Source organism: Streptomyces sp. NPDC017095, from assembly GCF_044332325.1.
Lineage (GTDB): Bacteria > Actinomycetota > Actinomycetes > Streptomycetales > Streptomycetaceae > Streptomyces.
Window position 1 is genome coordinate 115,331 of the sequence record NZ_JBIROU010000001.1, and the last position, 24,525, is coordinate 139,855.

Consider the following 24,525-nt stretch of genomic DNA (forward strand, 5'->3'; position numbering starts at 1 on the left):
ACCCCACGGCTTAGTTCATGTTTTGATTTAAGTGATGAACCAACCGGCCCACAAGACTCGGGAACCGAAGAACTTCGATTGCCCCGCCGGCGGGGCGGGGTCCGGGCGGCCGGTGTCAGGCTCCGGCCGGCAGGAAGGACAGGGTCTGCTCGGCCGGGCCGCGGCCGTCGCCGAGGGTGCCCGCGGCGGCGGTCCAGGTGCGCGCCGGGGTGGTCTCGGCACGCCGGCCGGCGGTCGCGGAGAGGCCGAGGACGAGGCCGCTGTAGCGGTTGACCAGGCGGTGGGTGCCGTCGGCCGGGGCGGGCAGCACGAACCACTGCTGTCCGGCGGCGGGTTCCCCGGACCGGGCCGCGGTGGCGGTGGGCCGGGCTCCCCAGGCACGGCCGGCCGCGTGGAGTCGACGCCCAGCAGCCGGCCGGTCGCCGCGTTGACGACGGTGTAGGCGCCGTCGCCCGTGGGCGCGAACGACCACACGGCGCGCGCGGAGCCGGCGGACGGTGCCACGGAGGTGACGGCAAAGCCGCCGGACTCCTGGGCGAGGACGCGGCCGGTGCCGCCGGCGATGCGGTAGCGGCGGCCGGGGTCCACGGGCGGCGCGGCCGGCGCGGCGGAGTCGACGGTGAGATCGGCGTACTCGCCCGAGGAGCCGTGCGAGCAGCCGAAGGAGCAGTAGGCGCGGAAGGTCCGGCCGACGACGGACGAGCCGGTGCGGCTGACGGGGTCCAGGAACCAGCGGTACCAGGAGGCGGTGGTGTAGTCACCGGTGTCTCCGATGAGCCGCCACTTCTGGGTGGCGAGATCGTCGGTGGCGTACAGGTACTGCGGTGCGCCGCCGCTCTGGTCGACGGCCTGCGGGGTGCCGATGTACCGGCCGAGGTGGGCGTCGTAGGCGATGTTGAGCAGGAACAGCGGCGAGGTCGGGGGCATGTCGCCGGCCGCGATCTGCTCGGCGGCGGTGCCGGGGCGGGCCGGGTCGTACTCGGCGGAGACGGGCGGGTAGCCGGCGGGATGGCTCGCGTCGGCCGGGACGAGGGTGCTCTCCCGGCCGCCCGTGCCGGGCTGCGACCAGCTTCCGCCGTACCACTTGCGCCAGGAGCCCGGGGCCATCTTCGCGGCGATCGGGGCGCGGGCCACGTGGGCGTGGAACGCCTTCCAGCCGCCGTCCTTGTCGACGATCCGCGAGCCGTAGTAGACGTAGAAGTAGCCGGAGGCGGTGTCGACGAAGAGACGCTGGTCGCCGTCGCCGTAGGAGTACGTCTGGTGCGGGAAGGCCGTGGTGTCGCCGCGCCCGGTGCTGTACGGCGAGGTGAGCACATGGTCCTCGATGGTCCAGGTGCGGCCCCGGTCGGTGGAGACGGCGTAGTCGATGGCGTCGTAGTGCAGTCCGTCGCCGAAGGGCTGCGGGGTGAACTCGTTGTGCACCAGGCCGTACCAGTCGCCGGTGTCCGGGTCGACCCACACTCCGGACAGGTCGCAGTAGTTGCGCTGCGTGTAGTGCGAGCCGCTCGGGGCGTACGTCGCCTCGCGCCCGGTGGGGCTGTTGTCGCACCGCCAGGTGGTGTCGTCGTTGCGGTCGGCGGGGTTGGCCGGGTCGGCCGCCTCGCTGAGGCTCCGGTCGAAGACGGCGGTGTCGAAGTCCGCGCCGGTGTAGAAGTCCCACACCCGGGGGTCGCCGGCGCCGTAGAGCGCGGCGGACTGCTGGTAGTGGAAGGTGCCGTCGCGGTCGAGGAACGGCGTGGCGGGGGTGTCGGTGGGGTGGGTGAACGGGACCGGGGTGCCCACGGTCACGGTGTAGCGGGCGTCGGCGGTCGACGCGGTGTGCGCGGGGGACGGGGTGGCGCCGCCCAGGAGCAGGGTGACGGCGGCGGCCACGGCGCCGCCCGCTCGGCTCGACAGTCGCACGGAGAACTCCTCATCGCCGAAGGGCCGGTGACACGGAACGATGCGGTCCCGGCGGCGCCCCGGCCATGGACTCCCGTGCCGCGCCTCTTGCACTTTCGCGTGCGTCCCGCGGCCCGGCCGGCCCGGGTCAGCGCGGCTCGGGCGGGACCGCGGACAGCGGAGTGTCCCAGGCCAGTTGGGCGAGGAGCCGCTCGTCGGGTCCGGCCGGGCGGGCCACGACGGGAGCCGGTCCGGACGGCGCGCGGGTGCCGCGGGACAGACCGCCGCTGACGGTGATGTTGTGCTCGGCCCGGGGCCGGCGGTGCCGCTCGTAGGCCGCGTACGCGGCCGCCGGCTCCCGCAGGTCGCGCAGCGCCTTGGCCAGCACGACGGCGTCCTCCAGCGCCATCGAGGCGCCCTGGCCGGTGGCCGGGGACGCCGCGTGGGCCGCGTCGCCGACGAGCAGGACCCGCCCGGCGTGCCAGGGGGCGCCCAGCGGCAGTTCGGTGGCGTTGGTGACCATGACCGCGCCGGCCGCCCCGACCAGCGCGGCGGCGGGCGTGGCGTCCGCGCGCAGCAGCGCCAGCAGCCGCTCACGCGGGTCGGCGGGCGGTCCGGCGGACGCCCCGGTGGGCAGCGGCTCGCCGCCGGCGCGGGCGAACCAGTATGTCTCGCCCGCCGGGGACACCGCGTACCCGAAGGCGGTCGCGCTGCCCCGCACCATGGTGATGGCGCCGTCCGGGCCGGGTGCGGGCGCGGTGCCGGGCGCGGCGGCGGTGTAGCCGTAGTAGACCCGCTGGCCCGCGTACACCGGCCGGACGCCCGGCAGCACCAGGCGGCGCACGGTCGAGTGCAGTCCGTCGGCCCCGACGAGCAGGTCCGCGGTGACGGTGGTGCCGTCGGCGCAGCGGGCGGTGACGCCGTCCGGGCCCTGCGCCACGGACACCAGCCGGACGCCGTGGCGCAGCGGGACGCCCCGCCGGACCGCCTCGGCCTGGAGGGCCGCGTTCAGCGCGCCCCGGCGCAGACAGCGGTAGCGCAGGGCCGGGTCGTCCGCCTCGCCGAGCGGCGTGTGTGCCACCTCGGTGCCCTGGTCGTCGAGCAGCCGCAGGGAAGTCAGCGGAAAACCGACGGCCGTGACGGCGTCCGTGGCGTCCAGTTCGGCCAGCGCGCGCATCCCGTTGCTTCCCAGGGTGAGGAAGGCGCCGATGTCCTCCGCCGTGTCCGGGTGGGCCTCCAGGACGGTGACGTCGAAGCCGGCCTTGTGCAGCCCCAGGGCGGTCGCGGTGCCCGCGATCCCGCCGCCGACGACCAGTACCCTCATCGCGTCCGCTCCCCCGGCAGTGCTCGGACCCCTCGCGCGGCCCCTGGCGTGACCATCCAACAGCAGCGACGGCCGGACGGGGCCGGGATCCGGACAGGGCGGCCGGTGGCGACGGCGGCAGGCTCCGTGGTGAGCGGGCGTGAGCGGACGTGCGCGCGGTGGCTGCCACCGGACCGGCGTCGGCCCGTTCCCGGGTCGTGCGCCTCCCGCTCCCGGGGCGCGTCGCAAGGCCGGGCGGACCGGTCCCGGGACACGCTCCGTGACCGCCGTGCACCGGCACGCCCCCGTGTGCGAAGGATGATCGCCGGGGAAGTGGGTACGTCCCGGCCATGCGGGTGAGCGTGGTGGATGCGGGGTCGAACACGGTCCGATTGGTGATCGCGGATGTGGAAGGCGGTGTTCCGCTGCCGGTGCACACCGTCAAGTGGAAGCTGCGCCTGTCCGAGGAGGCCGGTGCGGACGGTGTGATCACCGACGAGGCGGTGGAGCGTCTGGTCAAGGCGGTGGACGCGGCGGGCGCGGCGGCGCGCGAGTGGCACGCGGAGGGCCCGCTGGCGTTCGCGACCACGGTGGTCCGCACCGCTCCGAACCGCGACGAGGTGCTGCGCCGGGTGGCGGCCGGGACCGGCATCCGCATGTGCACCCTGCCCGGCGAGACGGAGGCCGAGCTGACGTTCCTGGCGGCCCGCCGCTGGCTGGGCTGGAAGGCGGGCCCGCTCGCGCTGCTGGACATCGGCGGCGGCTCGCTGGAGGTGGCGTTCGGGCGGGGCCGGCTGCCCGACTTCGCCGCGTCCCTGCCGCTCGGCGCCGGCCGGCTCACCCGGGAGCACCTGGCCGCCCAGGACCCGCCGGGCGCGGACGACCTGAAGGTGCTGCGCCGCCGTATCCGCCACGAACTGCGGGACGTGGCCGCGCGGATCCGCTGGGAGGGCCCGCGCACCGCCGCCGTCACCTCCCGTACGTTCCAGCAGCTGGCCCGGCTGTGCGGGGCCGCGCCGGGGCGGTACGGTCCGTTCGTGGAGCGGGAGCTGGCCTGCCGGGACCTCGCGGAGGCGGTGCGCACGCTCGGCGCGCTGCCCGCGGCGGAGCGGGCCGGGCTGCCCGGCATCTCCGCGCCGCGGGCCGCGCAGAGCCTGGCCGGGGCGGTGGTGGGGCACACCGCGCTGAAGCTGATGGGCCTGCCCCGGGCCGTCGTCTGTCCCTGGGCGATCCGCGAGGGCGTGCTGCTGCGCTATGCCGAGGACGGCGCCGACTGGTGGGCGGACGCCACCGCCGGCAGTGCGGCACCGCCCCCGGCGGCGGCCCTGCGCATCGCGAGCCCGCCGGCCTGACGGACCGGGTCCGGGGACCCGGTCAGGAGGCGTCCCGCAGGCGGGGCACGCAGCCGAACCAGTCCACCTCGTCCTCGTCGGTGGTGTAGCCCAGGCACCTGATGATCTTGTCGTGCAGGGTGCCGGTCCGCTCGACGCCTCCGTCCACGTAGTCGTTCTTGTGGTGGGGCTGTACGAGGGTGTCGATCTCGACGATGTACCAGCGGTGGTCCTGGTCCGGCACGTCGCAGTGACGGGCGGTCAGGTTACGGCTGGGCCCTTCACTCCATATGGGGCGTTCGGCGCGGTCGCAGTGGGCGCGGCCGGCGGCCTCGGCGGTAGCGGCGCCGGTGCCGAGCAGCGCGGCGGCGCCCGTGGCCACCGCGGCGCCGACGCCGCACAGGCGCGTGAGAGTGAGGTTCATCGTGGGGTCCTCCTACCGGCTGTGGTGACGGCCGGAATCGCCGTGTCACCTTGCCGTGATCGTCACACCGGCCGGCAGGCCCGGCCCGCCGGGCGGCGTCCCGGTCCCCCGACCCGGTGACTTCCGTGCTGCCAATGCAGCAGAGCCCCGTCAGCGATGCCGGTGTGCGGGACCGTCAGCGATGCCGGTGTGCGGGACCGTCAGCCGGGCCGGTTCCCAGCCGGTCCCCGCCCGGTGCCAGGTCCTGGGTGCCGATCACGGACAGCAGCTCCAACTGGGCGGCTCCCTCGGTGCCGGGCGGGGCGCTGAACCACAGCAGGCGCTGCCGGCCGTCCTCGCTGAACAGGTTGTGGCAGTCCAGTTCGATGACGCCGAGCGAGGGATGCACGATCCGCTTGCGCTCGGTGCGGCGCAGGGCGACGTCCCGCTGCTCCCAGAGGGCGGCGAACTCCTCGCTGTGCCGGCGCAGCGCGGCCACCATCCGGGTCACGTCGGCGTCCCTGGCGCGCCGGGCGGCTACCGCCTGGAGGTCGGCGGCGAACACCCGGGAGTGGTGCGGATGGTCCTCGGCCGGGTGCAGGGCGCGGGCGGCCGGGTCGGTGAACCAGCGGTACGCGAAGCTGCCGTCGAGTCCGCGTCCGAGCGGTGCCGGACCGAGGAGGGCGACGGCGAGCGCGTTCTGCGCGAGGGTTTCGTGCAGGTCGGTGATGATCCGGGCGGGCGTGGTGGTGAGCCGGTCCAGCAGGCCGAGCAGGGCGGGCTGCGGATGTGCCGCGGGGCCGTGCGCGGCGGCCGGGAGCGGGCGTTCGGCGAGGTGGAAGAGGTGGTCGCGTTCGTCGCCGCTCAGCCGGAGGGCGCGGGCGAGCGCGGCCAGCACCTGTCCGGACGGCTGGGCGCCCCGGCCGCGCTCCAGCTCCGTGTAGTAGTCGGCGGACAGCCCGGCGAGCTGGGCGACCTCCTCGCGCCTGAGGCCGGGCACCCGGCGCCGGGGCCCGGTGGGCAGACCGGCGTCGGCGGGGCGGACCCGGTCACGCCGGGACTTCAGGAATGCGGCCAGCTCCGAATGGTTCACGCTCCCCATGGTCACGCCCGCGCGCCCGCGGAGCCAGGGGTTGCCGGCCCCAGGGTGCGGACAACCCTGGTCCGCGTCCGGCGCGCGGCCCACGCTGGAGGGGCACCGCCCACCCCTCCGACCGGCAGGAACCCACCATGACCTCGCAGGACCCCACCCCCGCCCAGCAGCCCACCGCCACCGCGCAGGAGCCCGCCGCCACGGCACCGGAAGCCGCTCCCCGGCCGACCGGTTCGCGGCCCCCCGCCCGCGTCGCCGTCGTCACCGGCGGCTCGCGCGGCATCGGCCGGGAGACGGCCCGGCGGCTGGCCGCCGACGGGTACGCCGTGGTGGTCGGCTACGCCGGCGACCACGAGGCGGCCGGCGCCGCCGTCGAGGAGGTGACCGCGGCGGGCGGCCGGGCGGTCGCCGTCCGCGCCGACGTGGCCGACGAGCAGCAGGTCGCCGCCCTGTTCCGGACCGCGGAGGCCGAGTACGGCGGGGTCGACGTCGTCGTGCACACGGCGGGCCGGATGCTGCTCGCGCCGATCGCCGAACTCGACCTCGCGGACCTGGACGAGCTGCACCGCGTCAACATCCGCGGCACCTTCGTCGTCGCCCGGGAGGCGGCCCGGGCCCTGCGCCCGGGCGGCGCGCTGATCACCTTCTCCACCTCCGTGGTGGGCCTGGCCTTCCCGTCCTACGGCGCCTACAGCGCGAGCAAGGGCGCGGTCGAGGCGCTCACCCTGGTGCTGGCGCGGGAGCTGCGCGGCCGGGACGTCACCGTCAACGCGGTGGCCCCGGGCCCCACGGCCACGGACATGTTCCTGGACGGCAAGGACGAGGAGACGGTCGCCCGGCTGGCCGCCCAGCCCCCGCTGGAGCGGCTGGGCACACCCGCCGACATCGCCGAGGTGGTGGCGTTCCTCGCCTCGCCGGCCGGCCACTGGGTCAACGGCCAGGTCGTCCGCGCCAACGGCGGCATCGTCTGAGCCCCGCGCCGGCGCGGTGACCGCCCCGCGGTATTGACATGTACCTGTGTCACCCCCGAGGCTTCGTGCGTGAAGTTGCTCGATTGAGGCTTGTTTCGAGCGTCTCCGAGCACTCTCGTCAGGACAGTCAATCCGCAAAGGTGCGAGGGGAGCTGTTCCGCCGTGCGAAGACTCCGACATCGGATGCCGTGGCCGGCCTGGGTACCGCTGGGGCTGGCGACCGCCCTGGCCGCGACCGTGCTGGCCGGTCCGGCACCCGCCGAGGCGGCGGCCACCGCCTCCGGCGCCGTACTCGATCCCGCGCAGACCCGCGCCGGCTGGCAGAGTCCGGTCTACGCCCGGGGCACCGGCGCCGGCCCCGAGAAGTGCCCCGCCGCGGCCGACGACCCCGACGGCAGGGTGTGCGACCGCTTCGACCTGACCGTCTCGGTGCCGGACGGCTACTGGGACGACAACCCCGAGGGCGGTGTCCCGCTGTCGATCGCCTGGGAGCACCCCTCGGACGACTTCGACCTGTACGTCTACGACGACCACGGCAAGCAGGTGGCGTCCGCCGCGGGCACCGCGGACCCCGAGGCCACGGTGATCCCGCGGGCCTCGGGGACGTACCACGTGCTCGTCGTGCCGTACGAGGTGCACGACGGCTCCTTCACCGGCACCGCCTACCTGCCCCGGACCACGGACGCCGGTGATCTCACGTCCTTCTCGGGCGGCCACGGCAGTTACACCGTCGGGGCCGGCGCCCTCACCGCCCGCGCCGACTTCCTGACGGACGGCCGGCTGCGGCTCCAGGCGGACCCGTCGGGCGCGCTGAGCGACCCGGCCGGCACCGCGATCGTGCGCGAGCGGCCGGCCCTCCAGCCGCGCACCTCGTCCTTCGACGCCGGCGACTACTACGGCGTCCGCGCGCCGGGAGCCGTGCTGCGCGTGTACAAGAAGCCGCTGCGGTTCGGGCTGTACCGGCCCGACAACCGCACCCGGATCTGGCAGGAGGACCGGCCGCTGCGCTGGTCGACCGGCGGGATGCGGCAGAGCCTCGCGCGCGGCGCCGGCGAGCAGTTCTTCGGCGGCGGCGAGCAGAACGGCTCCTTCTCGCACCGCGGCCGGACGGTGTACGTCGCCAACAGCTTCGACTGGAACGAGGGCGGCTACAACAACTCCCAGCCGTTCTACCTCTCCAGCGCGGGCTACGGCGTCTTCCGCAACACCTTCGCGCCGGGTGTGTACACCTTCGGTTCGCCGGTGACGACCGGACAGCAGGAACGGCGGTTCGACGCCTACTACTTCCTCGGCGACGCCAAGCAAGTGATCGGAAAGTACACGGCGTTGACGGGCAGGCCGTTCATGCCGCCGGTGTACGGCCTGGAGCCGGGCGACTCCGACTGCTATCTGCACAACGCCAACCGGGGCGAGCGGCACACCCTGGACGCGCTGAAGGTCGCCGAGGGCTACACCGAGCACGGCATGCCGCTCGGCTGGATGCTGGTCAACGACGGCTACGGCTGCGGGTACGAGAACCTGGAGCAGACCGCCAAGGGCCTCCAGGACCACCACGCCCAGCTCGGCCTGTGGACCCAGGACGGCATCGGCACGCTCGCCGAGCAGGTCAGGGCGGGCCAGCGGGTGGCCAAGCTGGACGTGGCCTGGGTCGGCAACGGCTACAAGTTCGCACTGGACGCCTGCGACGCCGCCAAGAAGGGCATCGAGGACAACAGCGACGCCCGCGGCTTCGTGTGGCTGCCGGTGTCCTGGGCGGGCGCGCAGCGCTGCGGGGTGCTGTGGAGCGGCGACCAGAAGCTGTCCTGGGACTACATCCGCTGGCAGATCCCGACCTACGCCGGCGCGACGATGTCCGGCATCGCCTACAACACCGGGGACGTGGGCAGCATCTACCGCCACGACGCCGAGATGTACACCCGCGACCTCCAGTGGAAGGCGTTCCTGCCGGCCGTCATGACGATGGACGGCTGGGCGAGCGACCTCACCACCGGCAAGCCCGCCGACCAGCAGCCGTGGCGCGACGGCGAGCCGTACACCTCGGTCAACCGCGCGTACCTCCAGCTCAAGGAGCGGCTGCTGCCGTACATGTACACGCTCTCCGCCGAGGCGGCGAAGACGGGAGTGGGCGCGGTGCGTCCGCTGTGGCTGGAGTACCCGGACGACCCGGCCACCCTGGGCCCCGCGGCGAAGTACGAGTTCCTGTCCGGTCCGGACTTCCTCGTCGCGCCGGTCTACGAGGACTCCGACACCCGCGACGGCATCTATCTGCCGAAGGGCACCTGGACGGACTACTGGACCGGGCGCACCTACGAGGGCCCGGTGACGCTGGACGGCTACCACGCCCCGCTGGAGACCCTGCCGCTGTTCGTGCGCGAGGGCGCGATCGTGCCCATGTGGCCGAAGGGCACGACCAGTTGGCAGACCCGCGACCGGCACGAGCTGGACTGGGACCTGTACCCGGCGGCGCGCGGCACCAGCCGCTACACGCTGTACGAGGACGACGGCGTGACGCGTGACTTCGCCCGGGGCGCCGCGGCCACGCAGCCGGTGTCGGTGCGCGCCGACGCCCGGGGCACGACCGTGACGGCCGGCGCGAGCCGGGGCGCGTACACGGGCAAGGCGGACGCGCGGGCGTACCGGTTCACCGTGCACGGCACCCAGACGCCCGCCCGGGTGCTGCTCGACGGGCGCCCGCTGCCGGCCGGCGCCTGGTCGTACGACGCGGACACCCGCGTGACCACCGTGCTCACCCCGCGGCTGCCGCTCGACCGGGGCTTCACCCTGCGGCTGGTCGACCGGAGGTAAAGGAATCGTATGGTCTAGTCCAAAGACTCGGTTGGTCTAGTCCAACTTATTGACGTGACCGCAACAGCTCCCGGAGGGTGGGGCTCCCCGTTCGGGGTCCCCATCCTCTGGAGGCACGCATGAGACGTCTTCGGGCATGTCTGGGCGCGGCGGCGGCCGTCACCCTCGCCGCGGCCGGCGCCACCGCGCTGCTCGCCGGCAACGCCTCGGGCGCGACCACCGCGCTCGACAACCGCTGGTACGCCGCCGCTCCCTACCTGATGCCGCAGGACAACGACCCGCCGGACGCGGGCGCCATCATGGACGCCACCGGTCTGAAGGCGTTCCAGCTCGCCTTCGTCCTGGCACCCAACGGCGGCGGCTGCACACCGACTTGGGACGGCACGGCACCGGTCGGCTCGGACACCGCCGTACGGTCGGTGATCGACGCCATCCGCGCCAAGGGCGGCGACGTCTCGGTCTCCATCGGCGGCTACGGCGGCACCAAGCTGGGCCAGGCCTGCGCGGACCCGGCCGCCACGGCGGCGGCCTACCAGCAGGTCATCACCAAGTACGGACTGCACGCCATCGACTTCGACCTGGAGGAACCGGAGTACGAGAACACCGCGGCCATCCACAACGAGATCGGCGCGGCGAAGATCCTCCAGCAGAACAACCCCGGTCTGTACGTCTCCGTGACCACGGCCGGCACGGCGGACGGCACCGGCTGGTTCGGCAAGCAGATGCTGCTGGAGGCCAAGGCGCAGGGCTTCACCCCGAACAACTTCTCCATCATGCCGTTCGACGGCGGCTTCAACAACGCGGCGAGCCAGACCAGCGCGCTCACCAAGTTCAACGCGGTCCTGCAGTCCACCTTCGGCTGGGACGAGGCGACCGCCTACGCCCATGAGGGCTTCTCGGGCATGAACGGCCGCAGCGACACCGGCGAGTACTTCACGCAGGCCGACTTCCAGACCGTCCTCGACTACGCCACCGGCCACCACATGGACCGGTTCACGTTCTGGTCGCTCAACCGCGACCGGCAGTGCAGCCCGCCCGACAACGGCGGCCGCACCTCCGGCACCTGCTCCAGCGTGGCGCAGAGCCCGTGGGACTTCGCCAAGTACTCGGTGAAATTCGCCGGCGTCACCCCGCCGACCACCCCGCCCACGCCCACGCCGACCCCGACTCCCACGCCGACCCCGGGCTCCTGCAAGCCGGCCTGGAGCGCGGCGACGGCGTACACCTCCGGCACCGAGGTCTCCTACGGCAAGCACAACTGGAAGGCCAAGTGGTGGACCCAGAACGAGACGCCCGGCGCCTCGCAGTGGGGACCCTGGCAGGACGAGGGCGCCTGCTGAGCCCGCACCGGTCCTGACCTGCCGCGAGCACCCGGCGCCGAGGCTCCGGCACCCGGCCCGACCTGCGCGACTGGTGCGAACGGCGGGACGGTCGTAGCGTCGGGTGCACGCGGTCGGACCAAGCACGACGGGCGGGAGCGGCCATGCGCGGATCACTGGTGAGAACGGCGGTCACCCTGGCGACGGGGACCCTGCTGACGGCGGCCGTGACCACGGGCTCGGCCGGTGCGCCGGCCGGCGCCGCCCCGCCCCGCCACGGCCACACGGCGCGGCCCGTCCTGGTCGACTGCCGGTGGCAGCGCACGGTCCGCCCCGGCGACTTCCTGCTGGCCTGCGGCGACGGCAACAGCCGCCTCACCAACCTGAGCTGGTCCGAGTGGAACCGGGGCGAGGCGACGGCCGTGGGGACGAACGTGGTCAACGACTGCCGGCCGTACTGCGCGGCCGGCACCTTCCGCGCCTACCCGGTGAACGTCCGGCTCGACCGCCCGGAGCCGTGGCGGAACCACCCCGGCCTGCGGCACTACACCCGGATCAGCCTCACCTACCCGGGCGACCGCCCGGCGGGCTACCGGCACGTCATGACCTACCCGCTCTGGGACTGACCCGCCCCGGCCCCGCGCCGCCCGTCCCGCGGGACGCGACCGGGGCCCGGCGGTCCGCGGCACACCGGTACGGCCGGGTCCCGACGGCTCCTGGAACGCCAGTGCGGCCGGGGCCCGACGCCCCTGAGACACCGGTGCGGCCGGCCGGCACCCCGGCACCGCCGCCCGGCGGGCCCCGCGTGGTCCGCGCGGGCGATCCCGCGGCCCGGCTCCCGCCACCGGCGGCCCGCCGCCCTCATGTTGGTGTGACCCCGCACGCCGGCGCCCCGCGCGCCGACCGGAAAGAGGTCACATGCCCCGACGCCCCCGCCTGACCGGTGCCGCCACGGCCGCGCTCGCGCTCGGCCTCGTCGCCGCCGCGCCCGCCGCCGGCCCCGAGCCGCCCGTCACCGACGCGCGCATCGTCGCCCGCTTCGACCCGGCCGCCGGGCAGACGGCCGAGAACATCGCGCTCGAACCCGACGGCTCCGCCGACCTCACCTTCGCGTACGCCCGTACGGTCGCCCACGTGAGCCTCGACGGGACCACCACCACCCGCGCGACCCTGCCGGTCGTGGCACACCCGGCCACGCCCCGTCTGCGCCGCGCCGTCGTCACCGGCATCGCCCGCGCCCACGACGGCACGCTGTACGTCAACTACGCCACCGGCACCAGCGCCACCGGCATCTGGCGCCTCTCCCCCGGCGGCGGCCCGCCCGTGCGGATCGCCCGGCTGCCGGCCGACGGCTTCCCCAACGGGCTGGCCCTGGACGAGCGCCGGGGCGTGCTCTACGCCGCCGACTCGGTGCGCGGCACCGTCTGGCGCGTGCCCGGGTCGGGCGGCCCGGCGGTCGCCTGGGCCCGCCGGACGGAGCTGGAGCCGTCCCGCGCCGGCGGCTTCGGCGCCAACGGCGTCAAGGTCCACCGCGGCGCCGTGTGGGTGTCGAACTCCGACCGGGGCACGCTGCTGCGCCTCCCCGTCCGCGACGACGGCTCCGCCGGTCCGCCGGAGACCCGGGCGGCCGGGCTCGACGGCGTCGACGACTTCTGCTTCGCCGGCACCGGCCGCACCGTCCTGGCCGCGCTGGACGGCGGCCAGGTGGTGCTGGTCGGGCGCGACGGCAGCCGCGCGGCCGTTCTCGGCGAGGCGGACGGGCTGTCCGGCCCGACCTCCGTCGCCGTACGCGGCCGGACGGTCTACGTGCCCAGCGCCGCCTACCGGACCCGGCGGGCCCCGAACCTGGTCCTGGCCCGGCTGCGGTACCCCTCCGGCCGGCTCTAGCCGGGGTGCCGGCCGGCCGCGGCGGGGCCGCGCGCCCGGCACGACCGGTCACGCCGGGCGTGCCGGGTGTGCCGGGTGTGCCGGGTGTGCCGGGCGGCGGTCGCGGGTCAGGCGATCTCCACCAGCAGGTCGCCGCCCTCCACCTGCTGGACGCGGTGGACGGCCAGCCGGGAGACGCGGCCCGCCTTCGCGGCGGTGATCGCGGCCTCCATCTTCATCGCCTCGATGGTGGCGACCGTGGCGCCCGCCGCGACCTCGTCGCCCTCGGCCACGGCCAGGGTCACCACCCCGGCGAACGGGGCGGCCACCTGGCCCGGGTCGGTGCGGTCCGCCTTCTGGGTCGCCGGGATGTCGGAGGCGACGGCCCGGTCCCGGACCTGGATGGGCCGAAGCTGCCCGTTGAGCGTGGACATCACCGTGCGCATGCCCCGCTCGTCGGCCTCGCCGATCGCCTGGAGCTCGATCAGCAGCCGGACACCGGGCTCCAGGTCGACGGCGTACTCCTTGCCGGGGCGCAGGCCGTAGAAGAACGCCTTGCTGTCCAGCACGCTGGTGTCGCCGTAGCTGTGCCGGTGGGTGTCGAACTCGCGGGCCGGGCCGGGGAACAGCAGCCGGTTGAGGGTGGCCCGCGGGTCCTTGGCCAGTCCCTCGCGGTCCTCGGCGGACAGCTCGGGGGCGGGCCTGGCCCCGGCCCGGCCCCGGAGCGCCTTGGTGCGGAACGGCTCCGGCCAGCCGCCGGGCGGGGTGCCCAGCTCACCGCGGAGGAAGCCGATCACCGAGTCCGGGATGTCGAACCGGTCCGGGGTCTCCTCGAACGCGTCCGGGGAGACCCCGGCGCCGACCAGGTGCAGGGCCAGGTCGCCGACCACCTTGGAGGACGGGGTGACCTTGACCAGGCGGCCGAGGATGCGGTCGGCGGCGGCGTACATCGCCTCGATGTCCTCGAAGCGGTCGCCGAGCCCGAGGGCGACGGCCTGGGTGCGCAGGTTGGAGAGCTGGCCGCCGGGGATCTCGTGGTGGTAGACGCGGCCGGTCGGCGCGGCGAGGCCCGCCTCGAACGGCGCGTAGATCCGGCGCACGCCCTCCCAGTACGGCTCCAGGTCGCCGACCGCCTGGAGGTCCAGGCCGGTGGGCCGGTCGGAGTGGTCGGTGGCGGCGACGAGCGCGGACAGCGACGGCTGCGAGGTCGTACCGGCCATGGAGGCCACCGCGCCGTCGACCGCGTCCGCGCCGGCCTGGATCGCGGCGAGGTAGGTGGCGAGCTGGCCGCCCGCGGTGTCGTGGGTGTGCAGGTGCACCGGCAGGTCGAACTCGCGGCGCAGCGCCGAGACCAGCTTGGCCGCGGCGGGGGCGCGCAGCAGGCCGGCCATGTCCTTGACGGCGAGGACGTGGGCGCCGGCCGCGACGATCCGCTCGGCCAGGCGCAGGTAGTAGTCCAGGGTGTAGAGCCGCTCGGCCGGGTCGTTCAGGTCGGCGGTGTAGCAGAGGGCCACCTCGGCGACCGCCGTGCCCGTCTCGCGCACGGCGTCGATGGCGGGGCGCATCTGGTCCACGTCGTTGAGGGCGTCGAAGACGCGGAAGATGTCGATGCCGCCGGCGGCGGCCTCCCGCACGAAGGCGTCGGTCACCTCGGTCGGGTACGGCGTGTAGCCGACGGTGTTGCGGCCGCGCAGCAGCATCTGGAGGCAGATGTTCGGCACCGCCTCGCGCAGCGCGGCCAGCCGCTCCCAGGGGTCCTCGGCGAGGAAGCGCAGCGCCACGTCGTAGGTGGCGCCGCCCCAGCACTCCAGGGAGAGCAGTTGCGGCAGGGTGCGGGCGACGGCCGGGGCGACGGCGAGCAGGTCCCTGGTGCGCACCCGGGTGGCGAGCAGGGACTGGTGGGCGTCGCGGAAGGTGGTGTCGGTGACGCCGATGGTCGGCGACGCGCGCAGGTGCCGGGCGAAGCCCTCGGGGCCGAGGTCCGCCAGGAGCTGCCGGGATCCGGCGGGCGGCGCGCCGGCGGGCAGCGGCGGCAGCTTGGTCAGCGGGTCGGGCAGGCCGGGCCGTTCGCCGTGCGGCTTGTTGACGGTGACGTCGGCGAGGTAGGTGAGCAGCTTGGTGCCGCGGTCGGCGGAGTGCCGGGCGGTGAGCAGCTGCGGGCGCTGCTCGATGAACGCGGTGGTGACGCGGCCCGCCTGGAAGTCCGGGTCGTCCAGGACGGCCTGGAGGAACGGGATGTTGGTGGCCACGCCGCGGATGCGGAACTCGGCGACCGCGCGCCGGGCCCGGCCGATGGCGGCCTGGAAGTCCCGGCCCCGGCAGGTGAGCTTGACCAGCATCGAGTCGAAGTGCGCGCTGATCTCCGTACCGGCGTGGGTGGTGCCGCCGTCGAGCCGGATGCCGGAGCCGCCCGGGGAGCGGTAGGCGCTGATGCGGCCGGTGTCCGGGCGGAACCCGTTGGCGGGGTCCTCGGTGGTGATCCGGCACTGCAGGGCGGCGCCGCGCAGGGTGACGGCGTCCTGGGTGAGGCCGAGGTCGGCGAGGGTCTCGCCGGCGGCGATGCGGAGCTGGGCCTGGACCAGGTCGACGTCGGTGACCTCCTCGGTCACGGTGTGCTCGACCTGGATGCGCGGGTTCATCTCGATGAAGACGTGGTTGCCTTCGCGGTCCAGCAGGAATTCGACCGTGCCGGCGTTGCGGTAGCCGATCTCGCGGGCGAAGCGGACCGCGTCGGCGCAGATCCGGTCGCGCAGCTCCGGGTCCAGGTTGGGCGCCGGGGCCAGCTCGATGACCTTCTGGTGGCGGCGCTGCACCGAGCAGTCGCGCTCGAAGAGGTGGATGACCCCGCCCTCGCCGTCGGCGAGGATCTGCACCTCGATGTGGCGGGGCTCGACGACGGCCTTCTCCAGGAAGACGGTCGGGTCGCCGAAGGCGGAGGCGGCCTCGCGGGAGGCGGCCTCGACGGACTCGCGCAGCCGGGCCGGGTCCGTCACCCGGCGCATCCCGCGTCCGCCGCCGCCCGCGACCGCCTTGACGAAGACGGGGAAGCCGATGTCCCCGGCGGCGCGCACCAGTTCGTCCACGTCGGTGGAGGGCGGGCAGGAGCCGAGGACGGGCACGCCGGCCGCGCGGGCGGCGGCGACCGCGCGGGCCTTGTTGCCGGTCAGCTCCAGCGTGTCCGCGCCGGGCCCGACGAAGGTGATGCCCGCCTCCTCGCAGGCGCGGGCCAGCGCGGGGTTCTCGGACAGGAAGCCGTAGCCCGGGTAGACGGCGTCGGCGCCGGCCCGGCGGGCGGCGGCCACGATCTCCTCGACGGAGAGGTAGGCCCGCACCGGGTGGCCCGGCTCGCCGATCTCGTACGCCTCGTCGGCCTTCAGCCGGTGCAGCGAGTTGCGGTCCTCGTGCGGGAACACGGCGACCGTGCGCGCGCCGAGTTCGTAGCCCGCCCGGAACGCCCGGATGGCGATCTCCCCACGGTTGGCGACCAGCACCTTGCGGAACATCATGGATTCCCTTCAGCTGCCTGCCCGGCGACGAACACCCTGGTGTCGGCCCGCCCTGCCGTACTCGCGGACACCCTAGGGTCTGACCGTAGGGGGCAAGGTGCGAAAACCGTCACACCGACAGGGTGTGCGGCGCCACAGATCACCGAGAGGTGATCTTCGCCCCGTTTGCTCCGTTCCCGGATCCGGGCTTCCCGGCCTGACCGACCGTCCGCTTTCGGGAAGATGCCTGGACTCTTTCTATTTGGATCACGAATTCTCGTATAGTGACCGCAACTTCACCTGCAGTGTCACCTCTCCCAGCCGTATGAGGACCAGACCGGACCGATGACCGCGCCCACGCAACCCGGCGACCGAGCCACCCTCCGTACGTTCGTCTCCGCCCTCGCCGTGACCGGTGTGCTGTCGGCGCTCGCGGTCTGCGCGGCCGTGGCGGTGGCACCGGGGCCGGCGCACACCACCGTCGTCCGGGGCGGGGCCGCGGCGGCGGTCCTGCTCAGCGTGGTGGTGGCCACGGCCGCGCACGCCCGGCGCACCGCGCGCGACGCCCGGCGCCGGCTGGAGGAGGTCACCCAGGACATCGGACGGCTGCTCCAGCAGCAGGCCCGTACGACCGAGGAGGCGCGCCAGGAGCAGCACCGGCTCGCCGAGGAACTCGCCCGGCAGCGCGCGGAGTTCACGGAGTCGTTCGCCGCCGAGCGGGACCGGCTGGCGGCGGAGGGCGCCCGGGATCTGGAGCGGCTCCGGCAGGACAACGCCCGGCTGGCGGGCGAGGCGGAGCGGGCCCGGCGGGAGCGGGCGGCCGCGATCTCCGCGACCTCCAACGCCGCCGCCCGGATGCAGGCGCTCGCCACGGCCACGCTCGCCGACCTGCGGGCCATGGAGGACCGGCACACCGACGAGGACGTGCTGGCCGATCTGCTCCACCTCGACCACCGCACCGCGCAGGCCGGCCGGCTCGCGGACTCCATCGCCGTGCTCACCGGGGCGCGTTCGGGCCGCCGCTGGGCGCGTCCGATCGGGATGGAGTCGATCCTGCGCGGCGCGATGGGCCGGATCGCCGGTTACCGACGGGTGCGGGTGCACTCGGTCAGCGAGACCGCCGTCGCCGGGCACGCCGCCGAGGGCGTGATGCACGCGCTCGCCGAACTCCTCGACAACGCCGCGAACTTCTCGCCGCCGACGGCCGAGGTGCACGTCTATGTGGAGGAGGTGCCGGCCGGGGTCATCGTGTCGGTGGAGGACAGCGGCCTGGTGATGGGCGAGGTGCAACTGCGCCGCGCCGAGCGGGCGGTCTCCGGTGACGCCTCCGAGCTGGGCGGTCTGACCGGCACCCGGCTCGGGCTCGCGGTGGTCGGCCGGCTGGCCCGCAAGCACGGGTTGAAGGTGTCGTTCCGGCCGTCGGCGCGCGGCGGCACGGGTGTGCTGATGCTCGTCCCGCAGGACATCCTGAGCAGCCCGGCCGCGGCCGCGCCGCCCGCCGCCGCCCCGCGTTCCCCGGGCGCCTCGCCCGCACCGGCACCGGCCGCCGTGGCGGCCTCCGCCCCCGAGTCCGCTCCCCCGCCGGAACACGGCCCGGCCGGGCTGCCCAAGCGGCGCCGGGGCCGTACGCTCGCCGAGGCCGAGCGCGCCCGGTCCGCGTCCGGCACCGGGTCCCGCACCGCGCCGACGGCCGAGGAGAGCAGGACCCGCGTCGCCCGCTTCAGCAGCTTCCGCCAGGCCGTCCGCCCGTCCAGCCCACCGAACGGCCGCTCAGCCGCCACTCCGGCCATCCCGACGAACGGCGGCACCGGTGCCACACCGGCCGCCCCGACGAGCGGCCGACCGGGCGTCACGCCCACCACACCGGTCGGTGACGGAACCGACACCCCGCGCACCGCCCCGACGAGCGGCGGGCCGGGTGCCACACCGGCGGATCCGCCAAGCGGCCGGCCGGGCGCCACGCCCACCACACCGGCCGGCGACGGGCCCAGCACTCCGAATACCAACCCCTCGGTCGATGCCTCGCACGCGCCGGTGCCGGACGGCCTCGCCGCCACACCCGTGCGCGGCACCGCGTGGGACGGCGGCGAGGGCACGGCCCACGCGCCGGACGCCCGGGCCGCGGACGCGCTCCCCCCGGTGTCCCCGTCCCGCCCCGCACCCGGCGCCCGAGCCGCCGTACCCTCCCCGCACCAGGCACCCGGCGACCAGACGGCCGTAGCCTCAGCGCACCCCGCACCCGGCGGCCAGACGACCGTACCCTCTTCGCACCAGGAACCCGGCCAGGCGGCCGGGCCGGGCACCGCAGCCGGTGACCAGGCCGCCGCCGGCCGCCACCCGCATCTCCCCTCGGACACCCACCCGCACACGCACCCGGAAGGCGACACCACTTCATGACCGGCCCGACCACCGCCGACGACACGCTCACCTGGCTCCTGGAGGGCCTGCTGGAGAGGACCCCGGGCGCCCGGCACGCGCTCGTGCTGTCCCGGGACGGGCTGAAGCTGTGCCGGACGCCCGAGCTGAGCGTCGACCAGGCCGACCAGCTCGCCGCGATCGCCGCCGGCATCCAGTCGCTGTCGCACGGCGCGTCCGTGGAGTTCGGCGACGGCAGCGGTGGCGTGCGCTCGGCGATGACGGAGTTCTACGGCGGTGTGCTGTTCATCGTGGAGGCCGGCGCCGGCGCCCATCTGGCCGTGATCACCACCGAGGACGCGGACGCCGGTGTCGTCGGGCACAACATGAGCGAACTGGTGGAGCAGCTCGGCGAGCACCTGACCGCTCCGCCCCGCACCTCATGAGCGGACCCGGCGGGCACCGGCCGGGCCGGGACGACGCCCCGGACCGGCTGTACACCATCACCCAGGGCCGCAGCCGGAGCGACCCGGACAACCCTTTCGACCTGGTCACCCTGGTGGTCGCCGAGTCGGAGCCGACGACCGGCATGCAGTCCGAGCACGTGGCGATCCTGGAGCTGACCCGCTCGCCCACCTCGGTGGTGGAGATCGCCGCCGAGCTGCGGCTGCCCGTGGGCATCACCAGGGTGCTGCTCTCCGACCTGCTGGCGGCGGGCCGCGTCAGCGCGCGGCATCCGCGCCCGCCGGCCATAACCGATCCCGACATCCTGGAGCAGGTGCTCGTTGGACTCCGCAATCTCTGACGCGCGCACCCCGTTGGGTGCCTCCGCCGACCAAGGCTTCAAGATCGTGGTCGTGGGCGGCTTCGGCGTCGGCAAGACGACGCTGGTCCGCTCGGTCAGCGAGATCCGCCCCCTCAACACCGAGGAGACGATGACGCGGGCCGGCGAGACGGTCGACGACATCGGCCAGGTGCGCGGCAAGACCGCCACCACGGTGGCCTTCGACTTCGGCCGGATCACGCTGGACGCGCGCAAGGTGCTGTACCTGTTCGGCGCGCCGGGCCAGGAGCGGTTCTGGTTCCTGTGGGACCGGCTGTTCTCCGGCACGCTCGGCGCGGTGGTCCTGGTGGACACGCGGCGCATCGACGACTCCTGGTACGCCATCGACCGGCTGGAGCACCACGGCACGCCGTTCATCGTGGCCTGCAACGACTTCGGCGGCCCGGTCCGGGCCGGCGCGGACGTCCGCGAGGCCCTCGACCTGGACCCGCACGTGCCGCTGATCGACTGCGACGCCCGCTCCCGGGAGTCGTCCAAACAGGTGCTGATCACGCTGGTGCAGCATGTGAAGAACCGGTACGCCGACCCGTCCGCGCGGGCGGGCCTGCCCCGACAGGAGTTCGTGTGACCACCCCCGACGCCGTCCCGCTCGGCGGACCCAGGTTCCAGACCGAACCCGCCCGCCTGTACCGGGAGATGCGGCGCGACCACGGCGCCGTGGTGCCGGTCGTGCTCGACGGCGGCATCCCGGCCTGGCTGGTGCTCGGTTACCGCGAGCTGCACCAGGTCACCGGCGATCCGGTGCTGTTCAGCCGGGATTCGGACCTGTGGAACCAGTGGGAGAACATCCCGGCTGACTGGCCGCTGCTGCCGATGATCGGGCGCAAGCAGCCGTCGATCCTGTACACGGTCGGCGAACGGCACCGGCAGCGCGCGGCGATGATCAGCAACGCGCTGGAGGAGGTGGACGCGTTCGAACTGCGCGCGCACGCCGAGCGGTTCGCGGACGAGCTGATCGACGCGCTGTGCAGCGCGGGCGAGGCCGATCTGATCGCGCAGTACGCGATGCTGCTGCCGGTGCGGGTGCTGGCCCGGCTCTACGGCGTCCCGGACGAGGACGGCCCGGGGCTGGTCACCGCCCTCAACGACATGATCGACGGCCGGGAGCGGGCGCTGGCCGGGCAGGCGCATCTGGCCGGTTCCATGGCGCGGCTGGTCGCCGACCGGCGCAAGGAGCCCGCGGACGACGTGGTCTCCCGGATGCTCGCCGACGAGGGCGGGTTCGGCGACGAGGAGATCGTGCAGGACCTGATGGTGATGATGGCGGCCGGGCACCAGCCGACCGCCGACTGGATCGGCAACTCGCTGCGGCTGATGCTGACCGACGAGCGGTTCGCGGCCTCCCTGTTCGGAGGCCGGCACAGCGTCGCGGAGGCGATGAACGAGGTGCTGTGGGAGGACACGCCCACACAGAACGTGGCGGGCCGCTGGGCCGCCCGCGACACCCACCTCGGCGGCCGGCGGATCGGGGCCGGCGATCTGCTGCTGCTCGGTCTCCAGGGCGCCAACTCCGACCCGCAGGTGCGGACCGACGCCTCGGCGCTGACCGGCGGCAACAGCGCGCACTTCTCCTTCGGGCACGGCGAGCACCGCTGCCCGTTCCCCGCGCAGGAGGTCGCCGAGGTGATCGCGCGGACCGGCATCGAGGTGGTGCTGGACCGGCTCCCGGACATCGATCTGGCGGTGCCCGCCGACTCCCTCGCCCGCCGGCCCTCGCCCTGGCTGAGAGGGCTGACCAGACTTCCCGTGCGGTTCACCCCCGTACCCGCCCGCTGATCGCGCGCCGACCCGGCCGGTGAGCGGTGCGGCCGGGGCCCGGGCACCGTCCCCGGACCGGCGCCGTACCGCCGCACTCCGACCCCCGACTGGGAGGCACGTCACGATGACGACCGGTACCGAAGCACCCCGCATCGTCCTGGATCCCTTCGTCACCGACCTGGACGCCGAGAGCGCGGCGCTGCGCGCGGCCGGTCCGCTCGCCGCCGTGGAGCTGCCGGGCGGTGTCCCGGTGTGGGCCGTCACCCACCACGCCGAGGCGAAGGCGCTGCTCACCGATCCGCGCCTGGTGAAGGACATCAACGTGTGGGGTGCCTGGCAGCGCGGGGAGATACCCGCCGACTGGCCGCTGATCGGCCTGGCCAACCCGGGCCGCTCGATGCTCACGGTCGACGGCGCCGACCACCGCCGGCTGCGCGCCCTGGTCGCGCAGGCACTCACCCCGCGCCGGGTGGAGCGGCTGCGGGAGCGGATCGAGCACCTCACCGAGGGGCTGCTGGACGCGCTGCCCGCGGACGGCGGGGTGGTCGACCTGAAGGCGGCCTTCGCCTACCCGCTGCCCATGTACGTCGTCGCCGACCTCATGGGGATCGAGGAGGCCCGGCTGCCCCGGCTGAAGACGCTGTTCGAGAAGTTCTTCTCCACCCAGACCCCGCCCGCCGAGGTGCTCGCGACCCTCACCGAGCTGGCGGGGATCATGGCGGCGACGGTGGCGGCGAAGCGGGCCGAGCCCGGTGACGACCTGACCAGCGCGCTGATCCTGGCCTCGCAGGACGGCGACCGGCTCACGGACGAGGAGATCGTCTCCACGCTCCAGCTGATGGTGGCGGCCGGCCACGAGACGACGATCTCGCTCATCGTCAACGCCGTCGTCAACCTCTCCGCCCACCCCGGGCAGCGCGATCTGGTGCTGTCCGGGAAGGCCGAGTGGTCGGCGGTGATCGAGGAGACCCTGCGCTACTCGACGCCCACCTCGCACGTCCTGATCCGGTTCGCGACCGAGGACGTGCCGGTCGGCGACCAGGTGATCCCGGCCGGGGACGCGCTGATCGTGTCGTACGGCGCGATCGGCCGCGACGAGAACGCGCACGGTCCGACCGCCGGGGAGTTCGACCTCACCCGCGAGCCGGTCAACCGGCACATCTCCTTCGGTCACGGCCCGCACGTCTGCCCCGGTGCCGCCCTGTCCCGGCTGGAGGCGGGTGTCGCCCTGCCGGCGCTCTACGCCCGGTTCCCCGGCCTGGACCTGGCGGTCCCTGCGGCAGAGCTGCGCAACAAGCCGGTGGTCACGCAGAACGACCTGTACGAGCTGCCGGTGCGCCTGAACCCGTAACCGCGTCGTCCCGGGCGCCTCGGCCGGCACCGGCCCGGCCGGGGCTCTCGCCCACAAGGCGCCCCAGGCGGGGTGAGCGTCCCTTGTGGCGGCCCGGGAACCGTAGGAGAGTGACCGCCGGCGTGGAAGAACGCACCGTCCAGTGAGAGGGAAACCGCATGGCCACCGAGGAGTCCGACCCGCCCGAGGACGCGGATTTCCGGCGCGTGGACTCGCTGGCGCGGGAGATCTTCTCCGACGTGGCCAACAAGTGGGCGTTCCTGATCATCGAGGCACTCGGTGAACGCACGCTCCGGTTCAGCGAGTTGCGCGACGCGGTCGAGGGCGTCAGCCACAAGATGCTCACCCAGAACCTGCGCATGCTGGAGCGCAACGGTCTGGTCAGGCGTCAGGTGCACCCGACCGTCCCGCCACGGGTCGACTACACCCTCACCGGCCCCGGCCAGGGTCTGCGCGCCACCGTCCACGGCATGTGCGCGTGGACCCGCCGGCACCTGGGCGCCATCGAGGCCGCACGCCACCACTTCCACGCCTGACGTGCGTCCGCCGGGGCACCCGCCCGCCCGGCTTGACTTCGAGAGCGCTCGAACCCGTAGCGTCACGGCCGGTGCGTGGGGATGTGCGCGCCCGGTCCTTCCCACGGGATGCCGGGTGCCCGGATCCGTCGCTAGATGGAAGCAGTCCCTCGCGCCCGGAGAAGGACGGACCAGCTCACGGAAGGAACTTCCATGCACCAGCGCAGCCTGCGGGAACTCCAGGTATCGGCCATCGGACTCGGATGCATGGGGATGTCCGCTTTCTACGGCTCCGCCGACCGGGCGGAAGGCATCGCCACCATCCGGCGCGCCCTCGACCTCGGCGTCGACTTCCTGGACACCGCGCAGCTCTACGGCCCGCTCACCAACGAGTCGCTGGTCGGGGAGGCGGTCAAGGGGCGCCGTGACGAGTACGTGATCGCGACGAAGTTCAACTACCGGATGGACGACGCCGTACCCGGCGACATCAGCACGATCGGCCCGCAGGACGGCTCCGCCGAGCATGTGCGCAGCTCGGTGCACGGCTCGCTGCGGCGCCTGGGCACCGACCACATCGACCTGTACTACCAGCACCGTGTCGACCCCGAGGTGCCCATCGAGGAGACGGTCGGCGCGCTGGGCGAGCTGGTCGCCGAGGGCAAGGTGCGCTGCATCGGGCTGAGCGAGGCGAGCGCGGAGACCATCCGGCGCGCCCACGCCGTCCATCCGGTCACGGCGGTGCAGAGCGAGTACTCGCTGTGGACGCGGGACGTGGAGGCCGAGGTGCTGCCCGCCTGCCGGGAGCTGGGCATCGGCTTCGTGCCGTACTCGCCGCTCGGCCGCGGTTTCCTCGCGGGCCGGTTCTCCTCGCCGGACGAGCTGGACCCGAACGACTTCCGCCGGACGAACCCGCGCTTCACGGACGCCAACCTGGAGGCGAACCGGCGGCTGGCGGAGAAGGTGAAGGAGATCGCCGCGGAGAAGGACGTCACCCCGGCCCAGCTCGCCATCGCCTGGGTGCTGGCCCAGGGCGAGGACCTGGTGCCGATCCCCGGCACCAAGCGGCGCGCCTACCTGGAGCAGAACGCCGCGGCGGTCGACATCGAGCTGACCCCGCAGGACCTGGCCCGCATCGACGCCGAGCTGCCCGAGGCGGCGGGCGAGCGGTACGACGAGGCGGGGATGCGCTCGGTCAACCGCTAGCCGGCCTCCCCGGAAGGGAGCTGTGAGGAAACCCACGCGCGG

Annotated in this window: 18 protein-coding genes and 1 pseudogene; 14 read left to right on the forward strand and 5 right to left on the reverse strand. The window is 74.4% G+C overall.

Translation table 11 applies throughout. From position 1 onward, the window contains the following. Positions 1–27: 27 nt before the first annotated feature. Together ACH4OA_RS00480 and ACH4OA_RS00485 are read right to left on the reverse strand one after the other, a co-directional pair. Positions 28–1,902, reverse strand: a complete 1,875-nt coding sequence (locus tag ACH4OA_RS00480; RefSeq protein WP_397966878.1) for an RICIN domain-containing protein — start codon at positions 1,900–1,902, stop codon at positions 28–30. A gap of 127 nt (positions 1,903–2,029) precedes the next feature. After that, positions 2,030–3,205: an FAD-dependent oxidoreductase gene (locus tag ACH4OA_RS00485; RefSeq protein WP_397945423.1), complete on the reverse strand. Its 1,176-nt coding sequence runs from the start codon at positions 3,203–3,205 to the stop codon at positions 2,030–2,032. 329 nt (positions 3,206–3,534) lie between these two features. Here ACH4OA_RS00485 and ACH4OA_RS00490 point away from each other — a divergent pair, with 329 nt between their 5' ends. Continuing rightward, positions 3,535–4,536: a Ppx/GppA family phosphatase gene (locus tag ACH4OA_RS00490; RefSeq protein WP_397945424.1), complete on the forward strand. Its 1,002-nt coding sequence runs from the start codon at positions 3,535–3,537 to the stop codon at positions 4,534–4,536. Positions 4,537–4,558: 22 nt separating this feature from the next. On the opposite strand, the gene ACH4OA_RS00495 is transcribed toward ACH4OA_RS00490, so the two are convergent. After that, positions 4,559–4,939, reverse strand: a complete 381-nt coding sequence (locus ACH4OA_RS00495) for a hypothetical protein (protein ID WP_397945425.1) — start codon at positions 4,937–4,939, stop codon at positions 4,559–4,561. A gap of 175 nt (positions 4,940–5,114) precedes the next feature. After that, a complete protein-coding gene (locus tag ACH4OA_RS00500) occupies positions 5,115–6,011 on the reverse strand; it encodes a helix-turn-helix transcriptional regulator (protein ID WP_397966881.1) in 897 nt (298 codons plus the stop codon). Positions 6,012–6,148: 137 nt separating this feature from the next. Between ACH4OA_RS00500 and ACH4OA_RS00505 the strand changes: the two genes are divergently transcribed. From ACH4OA_RS00505 to ACH4OA_RS00525, 5 genes and pseudogenes are all read left to right on the forward strand, one after another. Then, positions 6,149–6,982 (forward strand): SDR family oxidoreductase, encoded by an 834-nt coding sequence (locus ACH4OA_RS00505; RefSeq protein WP_397966882.1) that lies wholly within the window; start codon positions 6,149–6,151, stop codon positions 6,980–6,982. A gap of 633 nt (positions 6,983–7,615) precedes the next feature. Beyond that, a pseudogene (locus tag ACH4OA_RS00510) lies at positions 7,616–9,772 on the forward strand (TIM-barrel domain-containing protein); the annotation flags it as partial. Positions 9,773–9,906: 134 nt separating this feature from the next. Further along, positions 9,907–11,127: a carbohydrate-binding protein gene (locus ACH4OA_RS00515; protein WP_397945428.1), complete on the forward strand. Its 1,221-nt coding sequence runs from the start codon at positions 9,907–9,909 to the stop codon at positions 11,125–11,127. A gap of 143 nt (positions 11,128–11,270) precedes the next feature. After that, positions 11,271–11,732, forward strand: a complete 462-nt coding sequence (locus ACH4OA_RS00520) for a hypothetical protein (RefSeq protein ID WP_397934864.1) — start codon at positions 11,271–11,273, stop codon at positions 11,730–11,732. Between the two features lie 292 nt (positions 11,733–12,024). Continuing rightward, positions 12,025–12,993, forward strand: a complete 969-nt coding sequence (locus tag ACH4OA_RS00525) for a hypothetical protein (protein WP_397934866.1) — start codon at positions 12,025–12,027, stop codon at positions 12,991–12,993. A gap of 107 nt (positions 12,994–13,100) precedes the next feature. On the opposite strand, the gene ACH4OA_RS00530 is transcribed toward ACH4OA_RS00525, so the two are convergent. Then, positions 13,101–16,475 (reverse strand): pyruvate carboxylase, encoded by a 3,375-nt coding sequence (locus ACH4OA_RS00530; RefSeq protein WP_397945646.1) that lies wholly within the window; start codon positions 16,473–16,475, stop codon positions 13,101–13,103. A gap of 327 nt (positions 16,476–16,802) precedes the next feature. On the opposite strand from ACH4OA_RS00530, the gene ACH4OA_RS00535 reads away from it, so the two are divergent. The 8 genes from ACH4OA_RS00535 (at position 16,803) to ACH4OA_RS00570 (ending at position 24,483) form a co-directional block, all read left to right on the forward strand. Continuing rightward, the gene (locus tag ACH4OA_RS00535; RefSeq protein WP_397966883.1) at positions 16,803–18,854 is read left to right on the forward strand and encodes an ATP-binding protein; all 2,052 of its coding nucleotides are present in this window, start codon (positions 16,803–16,805) and stop codon (positions 18,852–18,854) included. After that, a complete protein-coding gene (locus ACH4OA_RS00540; RefSeq protein ID WP_365880160.1) occupies positions 18,851–19,258 on the forward strand; it encodes a roadblock/LC7 domain-containing protein in 408 nt (135 codons plus the stop codon). Before ACH4OA_RS00535 ends, ACH4OA_RS00540 begins: the two co-directional genes overlap by 4 nt. Then, positions 19,255–19,617, forward strand: a complete 363-nt coding sequence (locus ACH4OA_RS00545; RefSeq protein ID WP_397934870.1) for a DUF742 domain-containing protein — start codon at positions 19,255–19,257, stop codon at positions 19,615–19,617. The genes ACH4OA_RS00540 and ACH4OA_RS00545 overlap by 4 nt, the downstream gene beginning before the upstream one ends. Further along, a complete protein-coding gene (locus tag ACH4OA_RS00550; RefSeq protein WP_397966886.1) occupies positions 19,598–20,224 on the forward strand; it encodes a GTP-binding protein in 627 nt (208 codons plus the stop codon). The genes ACH4OA_RS00545 and ACH4OA_RS00550 overlap by 20 nt, the downstream gene beginning before the upstream one ends. Continuing rightward, on the forward strand, positions 20,221–21,432 hold the full coding sequence (locus ACH4OA_RS00555; protein WP_397934873.1) for a cytochrome P450: 1,212 nt from the start codon (positions 20,221–20,223) through the stop codon (positions 21,430–21,432). Before ACH4OA_RS00550 ends, ACH4OA_RS00555 begins: the two co-directional genes overlap by 4 nt. Before the next feature lie 106 nt (positions 21,433–21,538). Continuing rightward, the gene (locus ACH4OA_RS00560; protein ID WP_397934874.1) at positions 21,539–22,765 is read left to right on the forward strand and encodes a cytochrome P450; all 1,227 of its coding nucleotides are present in this window, start codon (positions 21,539–21,541) and stop codon (positions 22,763–22,765) included. 158 nt (positions 22,766–22,923) lie between these two features. Continuing rightward, positions 22,924–23,301, forward strand: coding sequence for a helix-turn-helix domain-containing protein (locus ACH4OA_RS00565; protein ID WP_365880168.1), 378 nt, complete (start codon positions 22,924–22,926; stop codon positions 23,299–23,301). A gap of 192 nt (positions 23,302–23,493) precedes the next feature. After that, entirely contained in the window at positions 23,494–24,483 is a 990-nt protein-coding gene (locus ACH4OA_RS00570; RefSeq protein WP_397966889.1) for an aldo/keto reductase, read from the forward strand. Positions 24,484–24,525: the final 42 nt, after the last annotated feature.

Excerpts from the sequence above, each read along its gene's own strand:
- ACH4OA_RS00515 (WP_397945428.1), top strand. The coding sequence starts at position 9,907 with ATGAGACGTCTTCGGGCATGTCTGGGCGCGGCGGCGGCCGTCACCCTC.
- ACH4OA_RS00505 (WP_397966882.1), top strand. The coding sequence starts at position 6,149 with ATGACCTCGCAGGACCCCACCCCCGCCCAGCAGCCCACCGCCACCGCG.
- ACH4OA_RS00565 (WP_365880168.1), top strand. The coding sequence starts at position 22,924 with ATGGCCACCGAGGAGTCCGACCCGCCCGAGGACGCGGATTTCCGGCGC.
- ACH4OA_RS00525 (WP_397934866.1), top strand. The coding sequence starts at position 12,025 with ATGCCCCGACGCCCCCGCCTGACCGGTGCCGCCACGGCCGCGCTCGCG.
- ACH4OA_RS00485 (WP_397945423.1), bottom strand. The coding sequence starts at position 3,205 with ATGAGGGTACTGGTCGTCGGCGGCGGGATCGCGGGCACCGCGACCGCC.
- ACH4OA_RS00495 (WP_397945425.1), bottom strand. The coding sequence starts at position 4,939 with ATGAACCTCACTCTCACGCGCCTGTGCGGCGTCGGCGCCGCGGTGGCC.
- ACH4OA_RS00530 (WP_397945646.1), bottom strand. The coding sequence starts at position 16,475 with ATGTTCCGCAAGGTGCTGGTCGCCAACCGTGGGGAGATCGCCATCCGG.
- ACH4OA_RS00545 (WP_397934870.1), top strand. The coding sequence starts at position 19,255 with ATGAGCGGACCCGGCGGGCACCGGCCGGGCCGGGACGACGCCCCGGAC.
- ACH4OA_RS00535 (WP_397966883.1), top strand. The coding sequence starts at position 16,803 with ATGACCGCGCCCACGCAACCCGGCGACCGAGCCACCCTCCGTACGTTC.
- ACH4OA_RS00570 (WP_397966889.1), top strand. The coding sequence starts at position 23,494 with ATGCACCAGCGCAGCCTGCGGGAACTCCAGGTATCGGCCATCGGACTC.
- ACH4OA_RS00490 (WP_397945424.1), top strand. The coding sequence starts at position 3,535 with ATGCGGGTGAGCGTGGTGGATGCGGGGTCGAACACGGTCCGATTGGTG.
- ACH4OA_RS00560 (WP_397934874.1), top strand. The coding sequence starts at position 21,539 with ATGACGACCGGTACCGAAGCACCCCGCATCGTCCTGGATCCCTTCGTC.
- ACH4OA_RS00540 (WP_365880160.1), top strand. The coding sequence starts at position 18,851 with ATGACCGGCCCGACCACCGCCGACGACACGCTCACCTGGCTCCTGGAG.
- ACH4OA_RS00520 (WP_397934864.1), top strand. The coding sequence starts at position 11,271 with ATGCGCGGATCACTGGTGAGAACGGCGGTCACCCTGGCGACGGGGACC.